At 70.8% G+C, this 18,320-nt stretch carries 13 protein-coding genes; 7 read left to right on the forward strand and 6 right to left on the reverse strand.

Features of this window, described 5'->3' with window-relative positions; translation table 11 throughout:
• Positions 1-18: 18 nt before the first annotated feature.
• From OG570_RS20595 to OG570_RS20605, 3 genes are read left to right on the forward strand one after another with little or no spacing between them, the layout of a single operon-like run.
• The gene (locus tag OG570_RS20595) at positions 19-1,311 is read left to right on the forward strand and encodes an ABC transporter substrate-binding protein (protein WP_326958461.1); all 1,293 of its coding nucleotides are present in this window, start codon (positions 19-21) and stop codon (positions 1,309-1,311) included.
• Positions 1,308-2,192, forward strand: a complete 885-nt coding sequence (locus tag OG570_RS20600; RefSeq protein WP_326958463.1) for a carbohydrate ABC transporter permease — start codon at positions 1,308-1,310, stop codon at positions 2,190-2,192. The genes OG570_RS20595 and OG570_RS20600 overlap by 4 nt, the downstream gene beginning before the upstream one ends.
• A complete protein-coding gene (locus OG570_RS20605) occupies positions 2,182-3,009 on the forward strand; it encodes a carbohydrate ABC transporter permease (protein WP_326958465.1) in 828 nt (275 codons plus the stop codon). The genes OG570_RS20600 and OG570_RS20605 overlap by 11 nt, the downstream gene beginning before the upstream one ends.
• On the opposite strand, the gene OG570_RS20610 is transcribed toward OG570_RS20605, so the two are convergent.
• Both OG570_RS20610 and OG570_RS20615 read right to left on the reverse strand, forming a co-directional pair.
• On the reverse strand, positions 2,999-4,765 hold the full coding sequence (locus OG570_RS20610) for a sensor histidine kinase (protein WP_326958467.1): 1,767 nt from the start codon (positions 4,763-4,765) through the stop codon (positions 2,999-3,001). The two genes, OG570_RS20605 and OG570_RS20610, sit on opposite strands and share 11 nt — an antisense overlap.
• On the reverse strand, positions 4,755-5,450 hold the full coding sequence (locus OG570_RS20615; protein ID WP_326958469.1) for a response regulator transcription factor: 696 nt from the start codon (positions 5,448-5,450) through the stop codon (positions 4,755-4,757). The genes OG570_RS20610 and OG570_RS20615 overlap by 11 nt, the downstream gene beginning before the upstream one ends.
• Before the next feature lie 167 nt (positions 5,451-5,617).
• Between OG570_RS20615 and OG570_RS20620 the strand changes: the two genes are divergently transcribed.
• Complete coding sequence (locus OG570_RS20620) at positions 5,618-8,770, forward strand: GH92 family glycosyl hydrolase (RefSeq protein WP_326958471.1); 3,153 nt, start codon at positions 5,618-5,620, stop codon at positions 8,768-8,770.
• A 42-nt stretch (positions 8,771-8,812) separates the two neighbouring features.
• Here the strand turns inward: OG570_RS20620 and OG570_RS20625 are convergent, their stop codons facing one another.
• Together OG570_RS20625 and OG570_RS20630 are read right to left on the reverse strand one after the other, a co-directional pair.
• Positions 8,813-10,561: an AMP-binding protein gene (locus OG570_RS20625; protein ID WP_326958473.1), complete on the reverse strand. Its 1,749-nt coding sequence runs from the start codon at positions 10,559-10,561 to the stop codon at positions 8,813-8,815.
• Positions 10,558-11,418: an esterase/lipase family protein gene (locus tag OG570_RS20630; protein ID WP_326943971.1), complete on the reverse strand. Its 861-nt coding sequence runs from the start codon at positions 11,416-11,418 to the stop codon at positions 10,558-10,560. Before OG570_RS20630 ends, OG570_RS20625 begins: the two co-directional genes overlap by 4 nt.
• Positions 11,419-11,534: 116 nt before the next feature.
• Between OG570_RS20630 and OG570_RS20635 the strand changes: the two genes are divergently transcribed.
• The 3 genes from OG570_RS20635 to OG570_RS20645 all read left to right on the forward strand — a co-directional run bounded on the left by OG570_RS20635 (position 11,535) and on the right by OG570_RS20645 (position 13,681).
• The gene (locus OG570_RS20635; protein WP_326958475.1) at positions 11,535-12,647 is read left to right on the forward strand and encodes a PucR family transcriptional regulator; all 1,113 of its coding nucleotides are present in this window, start codon (positions 11,535-11,537) and stop codon (positions 12,645-12,647) included.
• 102 nt (positions 12,648-12,749) lie between these two features.
• The gene (locus OG570_RS20640; RefSeq protein WP_326958477.1) at positions 12,750-13,232 is read left to right on the forward strand and encodes a hypothetical protein; all 483 of its coding nucleotides are present in this window, start codon (positions 12,750-12,752) and stop codon (positions 13,230-13,232) included.
• Between the two features lie 26 nt (positions 13,233-13,258).
• Positions 13,259-13,681: a hypothetical protein gene (locus OG570_RS20645; RefSeq protein ID WP_326943968.1), complete on the forward strand. Its 423-nt coding sequence runs from the start codon at positions 13,259-13,261 to the stop codon at positions 13,679-13,681.
• Here OG570_RS20645 and OG570_RS20650 read toward each other — a convergent pair whose 3' ends face one another.
• The gene (locus tag OG570_RS20650) at positions 13,682-15,286 is read right to left on the reverse strand and encodes a DUF885 domain-containing protein (protein WP_326958479.1); all 1,605 of its coding nucleotides are present in this window, start codon (positions 15,284-15,286) and stop codon (positions 13,682-13,684) included.
• Between the two features lie 63 nt (positions 15,287-15,349).
• Positions 15,350-17,944 (reverse strand): glycoside hydrolase family 3 protein, encoded by a 2,595-nt coding sequence (locus tag OG570_RS20655; protein WP_326951639.1) that lies wholly within the window; start codon positions 17,942-17,944, stop codon positions 15,350-15,352.
• Between the last annotated feature and the right edge of the window lie 376 nt (positions 17,945-18,320).

Genomic DNA, 18,320 nt, shown 5'->3' on the forward strand with positions numbered 1-18,320 from the left:
GAATAACCAGGAGGCATTGTGGCCTACCCGAGAACCCGGCTGCTCATCGCCGCGGCGTTGTCCGCCGTCGCACTGGCTTCGACCGCCTGCTCGGGCGGCGCCGGCGACGACACGAACGTCGCTCTGCGCATGACGGTCTGGACGACGGACAAGAACCAGCTCGCCCTCTTCGACTCCATCGCCGCCGAGTACCGCAAGGCCCACCCCGAGGTCGCGTCGGTGAAGTTCGACGTCGTCCCGGGCGACACGAGCGCGTACTCGGCCGCGCTGACGACGCAGATGTCCGGCGGCAACCCGCCCGACCTCGCGTGGATCCTCGAGCGCGACGCCCCGGACTTCGTCCAGTCCGGCGCGCTCACCGACCTGAAGCCGACGCTGACCGCGACCGCGGGGTACAACGTCGGCGAGCTCGTCCCGTCCGCCACGAAACTGTGGACCAAGGACGACAGCCTCTTCGCCTACCCGTTCTCGACGTCGCCGTTCGGCATGTTCTACAACAAGAACCTGCTCACCCAGGCCGGGATCACCGAGACGCCGGACCAGCTGCTCGCGAGTGGCAAGTGGACCTGGGACGCCGCCAAGCAGATCGCCACCCAGGTCGCCGCGCGCGACACCGGCAAGGCCGGCCTGGTCGTGCGCGAGTTCGAGTACAAGCAGTGGGTGCTGCTCGCCTCGGTCTGGCGCGGCTTCGGCGCCGACGCCTGGGGTCCGGACGGCAAGACCTGCGGGTTCGCGACGCCGGAGATGACGTCCGCGATGACCTTCCTGCACCAGGCGATCTTCACCGACAAGGCGCTGCCCGGCCCGGGCACGACGGCGGACTTCTTCGCCGGTGAAGCGGGCCTGACCATCGCGCAGATCAGCCGCGCCGGGCTGCTGAAGGCCAAGCCGTTCGACTGGGGCATCGTCCCGCTGCCGGCCGGGCCGAAGGCGAACGCGCAGGTCATCGGCCAGGCCGGGATCGGCGTGCCGGTGAAGGGCAAGCACGCCAAGGCCGCGGCGGACTTCCTGGCGTTCTTCACCGACCCGGCCAACTCGGCGAAGCTCGGGCAGTACTTCCCGCCGGCGCGCGACAGCCTGATCAACGCGGCCACCCTGGCGAAGGCGAACCCGTTGTTCAGCCAGGAACAGCTGCAGAACGTCGTGGTGAACGGGATCAAGAACGGTGCGGTGCTGCCGTCGCACACCGGCAGCGCGCGGATCGCGTCACTCGTCCAGTCCGCGTTGGACCCGATGTGGAAGCCGGACGCGAACGTGCCCGCCGCGCTGGCCGGGGTGTGCCAAGCCATCGACCCGGTGCTGAGCCGGTGACTCTCACGTCGAAGAAGCGCGAAGAGCTCGCGGGGTGGATCTTCATCGCCCCGCAGGCTCTCGGCTTCCTCGCCTTTGTCGTGGCGCCGCTGGCCGCCGTGGTCTGGTACAGCTTCCAGGACGTCAACCTGCTGGCCGGGACGTCGTCGTTCGCCGGGGCGGACAACTACGCGAAGCTCTTCGACGACCCGACCGCGCCCAAGGTCGCCCGCGCGACGGCGATCTTCTGCGTCGGCCTGGTCGTGCTGAACCTCGCACTGGCGCTCTCGCTCGCGTTGCTGCTCAACCTGAAGCTGCGCGGCACCACGGTGTTCCGGACGATCTTCTTCTCGCCGGTGGTCATCACGCTCGTGGCGTGGACGATCGTGTGGAACTTCCTGCTGCAGGACAACGGCGGGATCAACTCGCTGCTGCAGACGATCGGGGTCGACGGGCCGAACTGGCTGCGTGGCAACGGCAGCGCGATGGTGTCGGTGATCGTGGTGCAGGTTTTGAAGAACGTCGGGCTCAACATGGTCCTGTTCCTGGCCGCACTGCAGGGGATCCCGGCGTCCATCATGGAGGCGTCCCAACTGGACGGTGCCGGGCCGTGGCGCCGGTTCCGCTCGGTGATCCTGCCGATGATCAGCCCGACCACGCTGCTCACCGCGATCATCACGGTCGCCGGCGCGCTGCAGGTGTTCGCGCAGATCCAGGTGCTGACCCTCGGCGGGCCCGCGGACAGCACCAACGTCCTCGTCTTCTACTTCTACCAGCAGGCCTTCGCCAACCACGACCTCGGCTACGGCGCCGCGCTCGCCGTCGTGCTGTTCCTGGTGATCCTGGTGCTGACGCTGCTGCAGTGGCGGATGCGGAGGCGGTGGGTGTTCCATGAGTCGTAGGGCGAAGATCACCTGCTACGTGGTGATGGTCGTGCTGGCGGTGCCGTTCGTCTTCCCCACCTGGTGGATGATCACGGCGTCGCTGCTGCCGGCCAACGAAGTGCTCGCGTACCCGCCGAAGCTCTTCCCGAAGCAGCCGCAGTGGGAGAACTACAAGGCCGCGTTCACCGACTTCCCGTTGGCGCAGCAGTACTTCAACAGCCTGTACATCGCGGTGCTGGTCACGCTGGGCACGATGTTCTTCTCCTCGCTGGCCGGCTACGCGTTCGCGCGCATCCGGTTCCGCGGTGAGAAGTTCTTCGGGCTGATCCTCGTCGGGCTGATGGTGCCGAGCGAGGTCACGATCATCCCGCTGTTCCGGCTGGTCGACGACCTCGGGCTGACGAACACGCACTGGCCGCTGATCATCGTGCCGATCTTCGGTGCGCCCAGCGTGCTCGCGACGTTCGTGATGCGGCAGTTCTTCATCACGATCCCGGGCGAGCTGGAGGAGGCGGGCCGGCTCGACGGCCTATCGCGCTTCGGGCTCTACCGGCGTGTCGCCATGCCGATCGCGAAGCCCGCGCTGGCGGCCGTCGCGATCTTCACGTTCCTCAACACGTGGAACTTCTTCCTGGAACCGCTGGTCTACCTGACCGACAAGGACATGTACACGCTGCCGGTGGCGCTGACGCAGTACGTCGACGTCTACGGCGGGCACCTCTGGAACGTCCAGCTCGCCGCCGCGACCACGACGGTCGTGCCGGTGCTGCTCGTGTTCATCGTCGCGCAGCGTCAGTTCGTCGAAGGCCTCGCCCAGAGCGGCCTCAAGGGTTAGCTTTCGGCAGCCGGACGGTGAACGTCGACCCGGCGTCCACTTCGGACTCGACGTCGATGGTGCCGTCGTGGGCCTGCACGAGGTGGCGCACGATGGCGAGGCCGAGCCCGCTGCCGCCGGTCTGGCGGCTGCGGGACTTCTCGGCCCGCCAGAACCGGTCGAACACGTGCGGCCGGTCCTCGGCGGCGATGCCGGTGCCGGTGTCCGCGACCGCGAGCACCACTTCGTCCACAGTGGACGAGACGTGGATCGTGACGCGGCCGCCGGGCGGGGTGTGCCGGATGGCGTTGGTCACCAGGTTGCCGGCGACCTGGCGCAGGCGCACCGGGTCGGCCGTCAGCCGGGCTTCGCCGGCGGCCTCGACGCTCAGCGTGACGCCGGCCGCGGCGGCCCGGTCGGCGTGCGCGGCCGCGACCTGAGCGGCCAGCTCGGCCGCGTCCACGGCCTCCGGGAACAGCCGCAGGTGCCCGGCGTCGGCCGCGGCCAGGTCCTGCAGGTCCTCGACGATGTGCTGCAGCAGCACGGTTTCCTCGAGCAGCGACGCGGACAGCGCGTGGTCGAACGGCAGGTGCCCGTCTTCGGCGGCCTCCAGCCGGCCGCGGATGACGTTCAGCGGGTTGCGCAGCTCGTGCGCGATGTCGCTGACCATCGCCTTGCGCTGCTCCTCGATGCGCTCGCGGCGTGCGGTGAGGTCGTTGAACGCGGTCGCGAGGTAGCCCACCTCGTCGCGGGACTTCACCGGCGCCGGCCGGTCCTGCTCCGCCGCCTCGGTCAGCGCCCGCAGCGGCCGGGACAGCCGCGTCGAGACCAGCACGGTGACCGCCACGGCCAGCGCCAGCACCCCGCCGGTCACCGCGAGGATCCGCGTCAGGTTCTCCCGCGACAGCGTGAACGTCGGCAGCGGCGAGTCGCCGGGCCCGAGCGTGAACAGCAGCGCGGGCGGCGCGACGTACGGGGCGAGCTGCGCCCGCCGGGCCGTGTCGACGCAGGTCTGGGTGGGGCCCTGGTCGGGGGCGCCGAGCGCCTCGAAGTCGAGGCTGAGCTTCACCTGTTCCCCGCCTTGGTGGGCGAGGCAGGCGTTCACGGCGTCGTCGAGACTGCCGAGCGCGGCCTGCTCGGTCGGCGTGGGCGCCGTGAGCTCGTAGATCCCGCACTTGGCCGCGAAGTAGCGGACGGTGACGGCGTCGGGTGAGCTGATCTGCGGCCGGCCGCTCGGCGACTGCCGCACGTCGCTGCGCAGGCCCATGTCGCCCAGGCAGGCGACGACCTTCTCGGCCATGGCGGCGACGTCGTCCCGTTCGCGGGGCGGCAGCCGGAACGGCCCGACCGCGCGCGGGTCGATGCCGCTGGTCCCGGCGCCCGGCAGCAGCACCGGGTCGACGTGCAGCGGGTCCACCGACGCGCTCGCCTTCACCGGCAGCGTGACCGGCGCGCCGCCGGAGTCGGCGAGCACCCGCCGGTCGATCGTGGTCACGACGATCCGGCGGCCGGTCTCCCCGGCCAGCGCCCGCAGTTTCGGGGCGGCCTGGTCCCAGGTGTGGTTCGCCGCGGCGAAACCGAGCAGCTCGGTGTAGATCGTCGCGTCGTCGGAGAGGGCCTGGCCCTGCTCCTGCTGGATCGCGCGGGTGGTGGTCTGCACGGCGAGCCACGCCGTCGCGGCGATCGAGCCGAGCGCGATGAGCAGCGAGACGGCCGACAGCCGCAGGACCAGGCTGCGGCGCCGCGGGAAGCGGCGCCGGCGACCTTCAGTCGCCATTCTCGGCGGCCAGCTTGTAACCGACGCCGAACACCGTCAGCAGGTACTGCGGCTTCGCCGGGTCCGGCTCGAGCTTCTTGCGCAGGTTGAGCACGTGGACGTCGATGATCCGGGTGCTGACGAACCGGTCGTCGCCGCGGGTCAGCTCCAGCAGCTGCCGCCGGGTGAACACCCGGCCCGGCTGCTTGATCAGCGTCTCCAGCAGCAGGAACTCACCCGGCGTCGTCTCCACCGGCCGGCCGGCGACCGACACCTCGTGCCGCACCGGGTCGAGCCGCAGCCCGCCCGCGCGCAACGTCGTGTCGGGCGGTTCGCGCCGGGCGGCGGTCCGCCGCAGCAGCGTGCGGACGCGCGCCATCAGCTCGCGCGGGCTGTACGGCTTGGTCAGGTAATCGTCGGCGCCGAGGTCCAGGCCGAGCAGCAGGTCGTCCTCGGTGGCCCGGGCGGTGAGCATCAGCACGGCGACGTCGGACTCGCCGCGCAGGATCCGGCAGACGTCCAGGCCGTCGACCTTGGGCATCATCACGTCGAGGACGAGCAGGTCGGGACGGTCGCGGCGGGCCTCGTCGAGAGCGGCCCGGCCGTCCGGGGCCAGCACGACGGTGTGGCCTTCGCTCTCGAGGTAGAGCCGGAGGACTTCGGCCTGCTTCTCGTCGTCCTCGGCGACCAGTACACGTGCGCACACGGCGTAGACAGTAGGCGTCCTGACACGGTGAGGACCCGATCCTGACCGGATCTTCATACCTCGGGGGAACGGGTCAAGTCTTTGTCAAAGTGTTGACCGCGCCCCCGGCGGCACGCAAAGGTCGGATGTCCAGGGCAGTTTTGTCTGAGCGGCCGCGGGAGGCATCGGTGCGAGTCAGATTCATGGCGGCGATCGTCGCGACGGCGGTGATCGGGATTCCGGCTGTCGCTTCGGCGACGCCGACAACGATGTCACCAGGAACTCCGCTGGTCAGCGACCCGTCGGTGTACGTCGACCCGCTGATCGGGACGGGTAGCGGCGGCAGTTCGGTGGGGGAGATCAACAACTTCCCCGGCCCGGCGACGCCGTTCGGGATGATGCAGTTCTCGCCGGACACCCAAGGCGCGTACGCCGGCTACCAGTACCACAGTGATCAGATCCGAGGTTTCAGCCTCGACCACGCCTCGGTCGGCTGCAACGCGTTCGGCGACGTGCCGATCCTGCCGATCACCGGCGACGTCGGCAGCGCGCCCTGGGACCGCACGGAGCACTTCACCCACGACGACGAGAAGGCCGAGCCGGGCTACTACGCCGTGACGCTCGCCGACTCGAAGGTCCGGGCCGAGCTGACCGCGACCACGCGCACCGGGCTCGCCGCGTTCACCTTCCCGGCCGGCGCGAACGCGCAGGTGCTCGTCAAGGGCGGCGCCAGCCTCGCCGGGAACTCGCACGCCGACCTGAAGATCACCGGCGACCGCGAGGTCAGCGGCTCGGCCACCACCGGCAACTTCTGCGGCAAGCCGAACAAGTACACGGTCTACTACGACATCACCTTCGACCAGCCGTTCACCGCGCACGGCACCTGGGACGGCTCGAGCGTCAAGCCGGACACCGACAGCGTCGACTCGCCGAAGGCGGGCGCGTACCTGACCTTCGGTGCCCAGAGTCTGGTGCACGCCAAGGTGTCGATGTCCTACGTGGGCGTCGACGGCGCGAAGGCCAACGCGGCCGCGGAAGTCCCGGGCTTCGACTTCGCCGCCGTCCGCAAGGCCACGAGGGACAAGTGGACGCAGGCGCTGGGCAAGATCCGGGTGGCGGGTCGCGATGCGGCTCAGCTCAAGACGTTCTACACCTTCCTGTACCACTCGCTGATGCACCCGAACACGTTCGACGACGCCGACGGGCGCTACATCGGCTTCGACGACCAGATCCGGACGTTGCCGAAGGGGCGGCACCAGTACGCGAACTTCTCCGACTGGGACACCTACCGCTCGCTCGCGCCGCTGCAGGCGATGCTGTTCCCGAAGGAAGCCAGCGACATGGCGCAGTCGCTGACCAACGACGCCGTGCAGGGCGGCTGGTGGCCGCGCTGGCCGATGGCGAACGACTACACCGGCCAGATGACCGGCGACAGCTCGGTCGCGCTGATCTCCAACCTCTACGCGTTCGGCGCGCGGGACTTCGACGTCAAGACGGCGCTGAAGTACCTGGTCAAGGGCGCGACGTCGGTCGACGACACGCCTGGCGCGTACCAGGAACGCAAGGGCATCGCGGACTACGTCGCCCGCGGGTACATGCCGAACAACGACGCCTCGCGCGGCGACCACGCCCGCGTCGGCGCGTCGATCACCCTGGAGTGGGCGATCGACGACTTCGCCATCGCGCAGTTCGCGCAGGGCATCGGCGACCGGGACGTCGCGCGCGAGTTCACCCAGCGCGGCCAGAACTGGCAGAACATCTTCAACCCGCTCACCGGCTACCTGCAGCCGCGCGGGCAGGACGGCCGCTTCCCGGACGGCCCGGCCTACGTCCCGCCGCCGCCCGGCAAGTTCGGTCAGGACGGCTTCGACGAGGGCAACGCCGCGCAGTACACCTGGCTGGTCCCGCAGGACCCGGCCGGCCTGGTGACGGCGATGGGCGGGCCGGCCGCGGTTTCACAGCGGCTGGACACCTTCTTCCAGAAGCTCAACGTCGGCCCGAACGAGCCGAACATGTGGGCCGGCAACGAACCCGACTTCGGCGTGCCGTGGCTGTACAACCACGTCGGGCAGCCGTGGAAGACGCAGCAGGTGGTCCGCGAGATCGCCACGACGCTGTTCAGCGCGACGCCGGACGGCGAACCGGGCAACGACGACCTCGGCGCGCAGTCGTCGTGGTACGTCTGGGCCGCGCTCGGCATCTACCCGGCCACGCCGGGCACGCCGGACCTGGTCGTGCACAGCCCGCTGTTCGAGCGCGCGGTGCTGTCCCTCCCGAATGGACGGACGATCGACATCCGCGCACCGAAGGCGTCTTCGGGCACCCCGTACGTCCACGACCTGTCGTTGAACGGCCGCGACTGGGACCGCACGTACCTGCCCGCGAACACGGTCCGCGACGGCGCCCGGCTGGACTTCTCCCTGCAGTCCACTCCGGACAAGCGGTGGGCGGCGAACTCGGCGCCACCGTCCTACCAGGACAACGAGAAGCCGTTCCTGGCGTCGGCGACCAACCAGGTCGTCGTCGAACCGGGCAGCACGGGCGAGGCCACGGTCAGTGCGCAACGGCTCGGCGGGCACGACCGCACGCTGGACGTCACGACGAAGGCGCCGGCCGGCCTGAAGGTCGCGGGGCCGCGGCAGCTCCGGCTCGACGACCGGACCGGCGGCGGCACCGCGAAGCTGACGGTTTCGGTGGCCGCCGGGACACCCGAGGGTTACTACCAGGTCCCGGTGACCGTCCGGGGCGGCTCGACGTCGGTGCCCGGCTCGGTGATCGTGCTGGTCGCGCCGAAGGGCGGGCTCACGGCCGCGTATTCGAACGTCGGCATCTCGGACGACGGCGACGTCGGCTCGGCGGACATCGACGGCGCCGGGAACAGCCTGTCCCGGGAGGCGCTGGCCGCGGCGGGCCTGGTCGGCGGCAAGACGTCGCAGGCCGTGGGCACGTCGTTCGTGTGGCCGGCCGCGCCGGCCGGACGTCCGGACAACGTCGTCCCGGCCGGGCAGACGGTCCGGCTGTCGGGGACGCGGCTGTCGTTCATCGGCACGGCGTCGAACGGCGACCACCAGGCCAAGGCCACGGTCACCTTCACCGACGGCACCACCGGGCAGGCCGACCTGTCCTTCGGTGACTGGGTGTTCCCGGGCGGCGGCACCGATCCGGTGTTCGGCAACACGCTCGTCGCGCGCGCCGACCACCGCAACCAGCCGGGCGGCCCGGGCGGCGGCGCGTCGGTCTACGCGACGGCGCCGTTCGACGCCCCGGCGGGCAAGCAGATCGCGTCGGTCACGCTGCCGACCGACGCGAACCTGCACGTCTTCGCCATCGGCCTCGGCTAACCGGTCGTGAGTGTTTAGGGCGGTTCTAACCGCCCTGAACACTCACGACCCCCAGCGCCAGCGGAAGGCGTAGGCGTCCAGGGCCGTGGCGAGCGGCGCCGAGGGCGGCGCGGCGATGACCACCACGGGTTCGTCGCGGTCCAGCTCGACTGTCACCTTGGCGTCGAGGTCCAGGGCGGCGACCTCGGCCTCGGCCACCCGGCGCAGGGTGTCCTGGCGCAGGGCCGGTTTGTACTGCTTGCCCACTGCCGTCAGCGGGATCTCCGGGACGACGTGGACGGCCTTCGGGACGGCCGCGCGCTCGGGGACCCGCGTGGCCGCCCACTCCAGCAACTCGGCGGAGGGTGTCGGGGCGTGCAGGGTTACGTAGACCACCGGGACCTCGCCCGAGTGCCGGTCGGGGCGTCCGATGGCGGCCGCGGCCGACACCGCCGGGTGCGTCAGCAGCGCCTCCTCGATCGTCGCGGGGTCGATGTTGTGGCCGCCGCGGATGATCAGGTCCTTCGCGCGGCCGGCCAGCCGGATGAACCCCTCGGCGTCGACGCTGCCCAGGTCACCCGTGTCGAGCCAGCCGTCGACGACCTTGCCCGCCGGGTCCGGCTCGCCGTCGCGCAGGTAGCCGGGGAAGACGTTCGGGCCGCGGATCACGAGCACGCCCGTCTCGCCGGGGAGCAGGTCGGTCCAGCCGTCGCCGTCGATCCGGACGGCCTTGACCTCCTGGTACGGCATCCGCTGCCCGACCGTGCCGGGCCGCGACACTCCGGGGCTGTGACATTCCAAGAAACCGCGGGCGGACGCGCAGGTGCCCTCGGTCAGGCCGTAGCCCTCGACCAGTTCGGTGCCGGTGCGCTCGCGCCACTGCCGTCGTACCGCCGCGGGCAGCGGCGCCGCGCCGACGATCGGGAACGTGAGACTGGAGATGTCCGCGTCGACCGGCAGGTGCGCGAGCACGGCGTAGACCGTCGGCACCGCGGACATCGCGCCGATCCGGTAGCGCTCGACGATCCGCCAGAACACCGGGTACAGCGCCGGGTCGCGGTAACCGAGCGGGCCCGCCCAGACGACGTGCTGGCCCTTGAACAGCGGCGCCAGCCCGGTCACGAGCAGCGCGTTGACGTGGAACAGGGGGAGCGCGGCGAGCAGCACGAGGTCGTCGTCGCCGGTCGACGCGGCGAGCGTCCAGGCCATGGCGACCTCGCCGGCCTGGGTGTGCACGGCGATCTTCGGCGTGCCGGTGGAACCGCCGGTGTGGAAGTAGCCCGCGAAGTCTGTACCCCGAGGCGGCTCGGCGTGCAGCCGGACCGGATCGGCGGCGTCGGCGCGTGCCGCCAGCTCCGTGAGCGAGAGGACCGGGCGGCCGACGTCCAGGTCCGGGTCGGCCGCGATGACCAGGCGCGCGCCGGACGTCTCGAGCAGCTCCCGCACCTGGTGCGGCGCGAGGCCGGGGTTGACCGGCGCGGCGATGCCGACGGCCTGGGCCGCCAGCGTCGCCGCAAAGACGTCGCCGCTGTTGGGCGCGAGCAGCGCGACCGCGTCCCGCCGGGTGACGCCCAGGTCGGTGAGCACGTTCGCGATCCGGTGGACGCGCGCGAGCAGGTCGCCGTACGTCCAGGTCTCCGCGTGCTCCCACGCCTCACCCGACGGCAGGAGCGTCAGCGCCGGACGCTCGGCGAACCGGCTCCCGGCCTGCCGGAGCAGCTCGTACGTGCTCTCCGGCAGGCCGCGATCCTCGAGCGGGACGGCCTCGATCGCCGCGAGGTCCCCGGGGCCGTCGTAGCGGGGCCAGGTCATCCGGGCGAGCCCACCGCGCAGATCCGGATCGGCGCGGCGTGCGCCGGGTCGAGCGCGTTGCGGACCAGGTGCCAGACGTTGAGGTCGTAGGCCTCGCCGATGTGCCCGACCGGGTCGAACGGGCAGGAGTCCTGGACGTAGCGGTTGTGCACGCCGGGCTCGCGGATGAACGACGTCTCGGTCGGGGTGACCAGCTCGTCGTAGCGCGAGGTGATGATCGTGTAGTCGATGCCGGGCTGGGCGACCGGCCCGGTGTTGAGCGCGACGATCGCGGCGCCGCCGTCCAGCTCGTCGGCGAAGATCGGCAGGCCGATCGTCTTGACGACGTTGTCCCACGTGCTCTTGCCGAGCAGCGTGTAGGCCAGCGTCAGCAGCCCGGACGCGTTGGCGCCGTGGGTCGGCGGCGCGATCGCGACGACCTTGCCGATCTCGCTCTGGATGCCCTGCATCTTGGCCAGGTAGATCGACTGGAGGCCGCCTTCGGAGTGCCCGACGACGTCGACCTTGGCCGCGCCGGTGGCCGCGCGGACCTTCTCGACGTAGTTCTTGATCTCTGCCGACGACTCCGCGACCGGCTTGAGGCCGCCCACGAACGGGAACTGCGGGTAGGCGCCGTAGGTCAGCGAGAACGTGCAGTAGCCGCGGGCGGCCAGGTCGGCCTGCAGGAAGTTGAGGTCCTCGTAGTAGGTGGCGAAGGTGCCGTGGAGCAGCACGACCGGGTTCGGGTGCGCGGCGCTCGGACGGCAGCCGAAGTCGTTGTTGCCGCCGCTCGCGGCCTGGGCCGGTGCCGCCAAGCCCAGGGCGAGCAGGCTCGCGATCCCGAGCCCGGCCAGCCATCGTTTTGTTCCCCGCGCCATTGCGAAGTCCCTTCAGTCTGGTTGCTCTGCACAGAATGCGGCACAAGATCAGGGCTGTCTGCTGGCAGAACGCGCAGAAAGTTGCCGTGGCCGTTTGTGCATGGTGACAATGTGGCATGGATTCCGTGGCCGAGCTGTTCCCTCGATCGGGTGAGATCGCCAGCGCGATGATCACTCGCTGCGCGGCCGAGATCCCCGAATACCGGCTGCTGCCCGCGAGTGTGCTGGCGGGTGACCTGGTCGCCAACGCGACCGCGGTGTTCGAGCTGTTCCTGACCACCGTCGCCGAAGGCCGGCGCCCGACCGACGACGAGCTGGCCCTGCCGATCGCCTGGGGCGCCGAGCGGGCCCGCGACGGCCTGCCGCTCGAAGCCGTCCTGAAGATCTACCCGCTCGCCGCGAGCGTCGCGTGGGAACGGCTGACCGGCGACCGGGCGCTGCTCGGCGCGCGGATGCTCGATTTCCTCGGCGAGGTGATGCCGCGCGTCGCCGAGGCGTACCTGCGCGAGCGCGAAGACCTCGACTGGGAACAGCGCGAGGACCGGCAGAACCTCGCGTCGAGCCTGCTCGCCGGCCGTCCGGTGCGCCACCGCGAGCTGCCGCCGGGCTACGACGTCGTCGTGTTCCACCTGCCCGCGCTGCCCGCTTCGGCCGGTTCCCGGGCGGCGACGGACCTCTTCCGCGCGGTCCGGTCCGATGTGGACAGTGCGGTCCTGGTGACCTTCAAGGGTGACGGCGGGGTGCTGCTCGTGCCGGACGGCGTCCCGGTGGACGCCGTCGCCGCGCGGGTCGACCGGATCTGCGGCCGGCCCTGCACCGCCGCCGCGGCGCGGGCGGAGACCCACGCCGGCATCCCGGCCGCGCACGCCGAAGCCGTGGAAGTGCTGGCCCTGGCGGAAAACCTGCGCCGGCCCGCGCGGCTCTACCGGCTGGCCGACCTCGCCATCGAGTACCAGCTCGCCCGCCCGGGCCCGGCGCGCGACGCCCTCGCGCGGGTGCTGGACCCGCTCGAAGACCACCCGCACCTGATCGACGCCCTGCGCGCGTTCGTCGTCTCGGGCTACAACCGAGGCGAAGCGGCGAGCGCGTTGAGCATCCACCGCAACACGCTCACCTACCGCCTCGGCCGGATCCAGCTGATCACCGGGTTCGACGCGACGCGAGCCGCCGACGCGCGGCACCTGGCCGCCGCGATGACGGCCTACGACATCACGCGGCAGAACGTCTGAATCCAACGGGATAACGCTTGGGTCGCGTTCTCCGGAAACTGTTGCAGAATTCCGCGGGCGGCCGATTCCTGGGGTGGCGAACACGGAAGAAGCTGATTTCCCATGAAACCCACCGGAATTCTCGTCGGCGCCCTGCTCCTGATCGGTGCCGCGGCCTGCGGCGTGCCCGTGGCGGGCGTGCCGGTCCCGGTCGCGGTGACCCCGCAGGCGGCGACGACCAGCGTCATTGCTGTGCCCGCACCGCAAACGGTCTACGTCCAGCAGCCGCCGGTCTACGTCGCGCCGGTGGACCCGTCGGCGGCCCAGACGGTGATCTCCTACTACGACGCGCTGAACCGCCGTGATTTCACCACGGCGTGGTCGCTCGGTGGCAGCCGCATCGCCGGGAGCGGCGGGTACACCAAGTACGTCAACGGTTTCTCGACGACGTCGTGGGACACGCTGACCGTCACCGACGTCCGCGGGAACACCGTGTACGTCGTGCTTTCCGCGATTCAGGCCGACGGCAGCACCCGCGTATTTTCCGGTTCCTACACCGTTTCCGGCGGCGTTCTCACCGGCAGTCACATGACCCGGACGAAATGAGCAGGACCATGCGTATTCTCCGCGCCGTGACGGCGCTTTCCGCGGTGCTCGCCCTGGCCGCGTGCGGGCTTCCCGGGCGCACGCTCGCCGGCAGCCCGGCCCAGGCCCCGGCCGTGACGGCGACCGTCACGGCCCCCAGCACCCCGACGGTCACCGCGCCCGTGCCCCAGACGGTCGTCGTGCCGGCGCCGCAGACCGTCTACGTCCAGCCGAAGAGCCCGGGCGTCGCGGTGACGAGCCAGTGGTACGCCCAGCCGAGCTGGTACAACGCCCAGCCGTGGATCTCCATCACCAACTCGGGCAGCCAGACGCCGTGCCAGTGGCTGTACTCCCGCGGCTACACCTACGCCCAGGCCTACGCGGCGTGGGCGCAGAACGGCTACCCGGCGAGCTGGTCGGCCACCGGCGACGGCTACCCGTGCCAGAAGTCCTACGGCGCGCAGCACTGATCAGGCGGAGGCGACCCAGGCGCGGACGACGTCGTCCAGCACCTTCAGCGGCACCGGCCCGCTGCCGAGCACGACCCCGTGGAACTCCTTGATGTCGAAGGCGTCCCCGAGCGTCTCCTCGGCGAACCGGCGCAGGCGGACGATCTCCAGCCGGCCGGTCATGTAGGCCAGCGCCTGCCCGGGGCACTCGATGTACCGGTCGGTCTCGGACTGCACCTCGACCTCGCTGAGCACCGTGTGCGTGCGGAGGAAGTCAACGCACTGCTCGCGTGTCCAGCGCAGCGCGTGCAGGCCGGTGTCGACCACCAGCCGCGCGGCGCGGACGGAGTCCTCGGCCACCATGCCGAGGCGCATGACGTCGCCGGAGAACAAGCCCATCTCGTCGGCCAGCCGCTCGGTGTAGAGCCCCCAGCCCTCGCTGTAGGCGGTCACCGGCGCGATCCGGCGCAGCTGCGGGAGCCCGGTCAGCTCCTGCGCCAGCGAGACCTCGAAGTGGTGCCCCGGCACGGCTTCGTGGAACGCGACGGTCTCGGCGATGAACCGGTCCCGCGTGCGCACCTCGTGGGTGTTGGTGAAGTAGGCGCCGGGCCGCGAGCCGTCGGGCGCGCCCGGCAGGTAGTACGCGGGGGCGGCGACGGGCGCGTCCGCGTCCGGGACGGCGCGCACGACGCACTCGGCGGCCGGCATCCGCGGGAACCAGCCCGGCGCCGCGGCGGTCGCGCGGGCGACGGCGGCGCGGGCGGTGTCGAGCATCTCCTCGGCGTCGCGCCAGCGGAGGCTCTCGTCGGTCCGCAGCCGGCGGCGCACCTCGGCCGGCTCGGTCAGCCCGAAGACGCGCTCGCCGAGCTCGGCGTACTCGGCATCGAGCCCCGCCAGGACGTCCAGGCCGAGCTGGTGCAGCTCCGCGGGCGTGTGGTCGGTGGTCGTGTGCATCCGGGCCAGGGCCGCGTACGTCGCTTCGCCGTCTTCGAGCCAGCAGAGCCCGGGCCGCTCGTCTGGCCGGCCGTGCCCGGCGATCTCGGTCGTGAGCACCTCGCGGTAGCGCGTCAGCGCGGGCCGCACGACGTCGGCGACGAGCTGCTCGTGGCCCGGGAACGGCGTCTCCTGCGCGAGGAAGCGATCGAGGAACGCGACGGCGTTGCCGACCATCCGCTCGACCGGCGTCCGGCCGGCCTCCAGGCCGTCGCGGTGCCGCTGGGCGAGAGCTTCGTAGAGCGCGGGCAGGGCGGCCAGCCGGGCCCGGAAGTCGGCCGCGCCCTGCTCGCCCGACGGCGTGAGCTGGGGCAGGAAGGAGAGGTGGCTGATGCCGACGGCGAACATCGGATCGGCCAGGGTGAACTCCACGACCCGCGCGTCGAGCTGGGTGAGAATGGCCTCGGCCTGCTGGACGACGACGCCCAGCGTGACGCGATCGTCGTCTTCCGAGGCTCGCGCCCGGGCCAGGACGTCCGCGGCCCGTGCTCGCAGCCGTGCGTGGGCGGCTTCGCCGGGATCGGTCAGCTCGGCGTCGTGGCCTTCGATGCCGACGAAGGTCGCTTCGAGCGGCATGTAGGTGCCCAGGACGTCGAGGAGTTCGTCGGCGAGCGCGATCGCGTCGGTGGTCATCACTTCATCGTGGCGGAAACGGGCCGGGCCGGGAGCGGATTCCGCTCCCGGCCCGGCCGGTCGTCAGGTCAAGCTCGAACAAGGTCTCGCATCGGGATCCTTGGCCCCGTTGGGGACCCACCGCACGTTCGCGAACGACGCCTGGAACGCGGCGTCGGTGTAGACCAGGAACGGGGTGTTGATGTGCTCGAAGTCGAGCCCGTTGTTGAAGCAGGACAACGGGATCTTGACCGTCGTCTTCGCGCCGCCCGCCAGGTCGGTGAACAGCTTCGTCGCGTTCACCTCGGAGAAGCACGGGTAGACGCAGTGCATGCTGATCACCGTCCGGTTGACCGGTGCCTGCTGCACGACGGTGTCGAACTCCAGCGCCCCGTCCGCGTTCAGGTAGCTGCGCAGGTCGTCCGTGCCCGCCGGGTTCTGGAGGTAGAGCTGGGCGGCACCCGTGCCGGTCCAGGTCGTCTTCAGGCCGTCACCCTGCACGTTGACGTCCGTCGGGACGGTGTTGATCTCGCTGTGCGCGGCGGTGCCGTCCGGGCCGATCTCGGTGCCGCCCCAGTTCTCCGCCGAGCCGATGAAGCTCTTGTACGGGGCGACGTCGGTCCGGTCGAAGATCGACAGGTCCTCGGTCGCCGTCCCGCCGCCACCGGTGGACCCGCAGGTCGCCGGGCCGGGGGTCTCGTCCAGCTGGCCGATGGTGACGCGCTGGCCGGTCTTGAGGCCGTAGCCCAGCTTGAACAGCGGGTCGTAGTCCGGGGACCACGGGTTGAGCGGCGACTGGCACGCGCTCTTCGGCCACGAGTAGGACAGCGTGCCCTGGTAGCCGGTGCCGTCCTTGCCCTTGACGAGCATGTCGGCGACGCCGCCGCCCTCGGTGCCGGGCAGCCAGGCCGCGACGAACGCGTCCGAGCGGTTGATCTCGTGGTTCATGTAGAGCGGACGTCCGCCGACGTAGACGGTGACGACCGGGGTGCCCTTGCCGCTGACCTTGTCCAGCACGGCCGCGTCCTCGGGGTAGAGCTTCGAGGCCTCGAGGGTCTTGCGGGTCAGGTCGCCGACACCCTCGGCGTACGGCGTCTCACCGATCACGGCGATGACGGCGTCGTAGCCCTTCGGGTCCACCGTGCCGGTGGCGTCGAAGGTGACGTTGGCGTCGCCGAGGTCCTGCTTGATGCCGGTGAGGATCGAGGTGGCGTTGGGGAAGTCGGCGTTGGTGTTGCCGGTGCCCTGCCAGCTCAGCGTCCAGCCGCCGGTCTGGTTCGAGATGTTGTCGGCGCTCTTGCCGACCACCAGGACCTTGGACTTCGGCTTGAGGGGCAGCACGTTGCCGTTGTTCTTCAGCAGCGTCTGCGACTCGCGGGCCGCGTCGCGGGCCAGCCAGTTGTCCTTCAGCGCCTCGTCCGAGTTGGCGTAGGAGCGGTCGGACGGCTTCTGCGACTCGAAGATGCCGTCACGGATCTTGACGCGCAGGATGCGGGTCACGGCGTCGTCGATGCGCGACATCGGGATCTGGCCGCTCTGCACCTGGGCGACGGTGTTGGTGATGAACGCCTTCCAGTCCGCGGGCACCATCACGACGTCGATGCCGGCGTTGATGGCCTGCGGGCAGGAGGAGTTCGTGCAGCCGGGGACCTGACCGATGGCGTTCCAGTCGGACACGACCAGGCCGTCGAAGCCGATCTTGCCCTTCAGGATCTCGTTCATCGCCTTGCTGCTGCCGGTCAGCTTGCCCTCGTTGATGCCGAGGTCCGGGTTGGTCCAGCTGTTGAACGACACCATCACGGTCTGGGAGCCGGCGGCGAGCGCGCCGTAGTAGCCCTGGCCGTGGAGGTTGATCATGTCGGCCTCGGACGACGGGTTGACGCCCTGGTCCTGACCCTTGGCCGTGCCGCCGTCACCGATGAAGTGCTTGGCGGTGGCGATCACGCCGTTGTAGCCGATGCGGCTGGTGGCGCCGTCCTGGAGGCCGTTGATGTCCTCGTAGCCGTAGGAGCGCGTGATCCGCGGGTCCTCGGAGAAGCCCTCGTAGGTGCGGCCCCAGCGGTCGTCCTGGACGACGGCCAGCGTCGGCGAGAACGCCCAGTCCTGGCCGGTCGAGCGGACCTGGCGGGCGGTGGCGCCGGCGACGTCGCGGACCAGGCACGGGTCGTGCGCCGCGCCGAGGCCGATGTTGTGCGGGAAGACGGTGGCGCCGTAGACGTTGTTGTTGCCGTGCACGGCGTCGATGCCCCAGATGACGGGGATCTTCGTGCGGCTGGTCTTGGAGGCGTTCCAGTAGGAGTCGGCGAGGTTCAGCCAGTCCTGCTGGGTGGCGTGCTTGTTGGCGCCGGGCCACGCGCCGCCGCCGTTGAGGACGGTGCCGATGGCGTACTGGCGGACCTCGTCGGGGGTGATCGAGGTGATCTCGGGCTGCGTCATCTGCCCGACCTTCTCCTCGAGGGTCATCCCCGAGAGGATCTGGGCGATGCGGGCCTCGTCACCGGCCTTACCCTTGAGCTGGCTGTCGACCTTGGGCCAGTCCGCGAGGGTCGGCAGGGTCTTCTCGATCTTGGCGCAGCCGTCCTTGTCGAGGGCGGGCTTGCCGATGACGGGCTGTGCCGGTGCGGCCTGGGCCTGCAGCGGTGCCGCCTGCGCGACCCCGCCGAGCAGGCTCAGGCTCATCAGCGTGACGAGCGAACTTCGACGCGCACGCGACCACGCGCGTGATCTTCCGGCCATGGTCTGGTCCATTCTGCGAGGGCGGCGGACCGGCCGATCCTCACCGGGCAAAGGGGACGGCGTCAATAGTTTCCGGCCGGTACGCTCTTCGTTAATTCTCGCCATAAAATAAGAGTCGTCCGGTGGGCGGCACCCCATTACCGCGCAGGTCGGGCCGGGTCAAGGGTGCGCGGGGGCAGCCGTTCTGCCCGCGGAGGCTCAGCTGTTTGCCAGGATGGCCGGATGGACATCCGCCGCATCACGACGGCCGAGCCGGCGCTGGCCGCCGCCGACCTCTTCGACGACCCGCCGGTTTCGGCGGCTCTTGAGCGATCCTCGC

The sequence above is a fragment of the Amycolatopsis sp. NBC_01286 genome (genome assembly GCF_035982555.1).
GTDB lineage: Bacteria > Actinomycetota > Actinomycetes > Mycobacteriales > Pseudonocardiaceae > Amycolatopsis.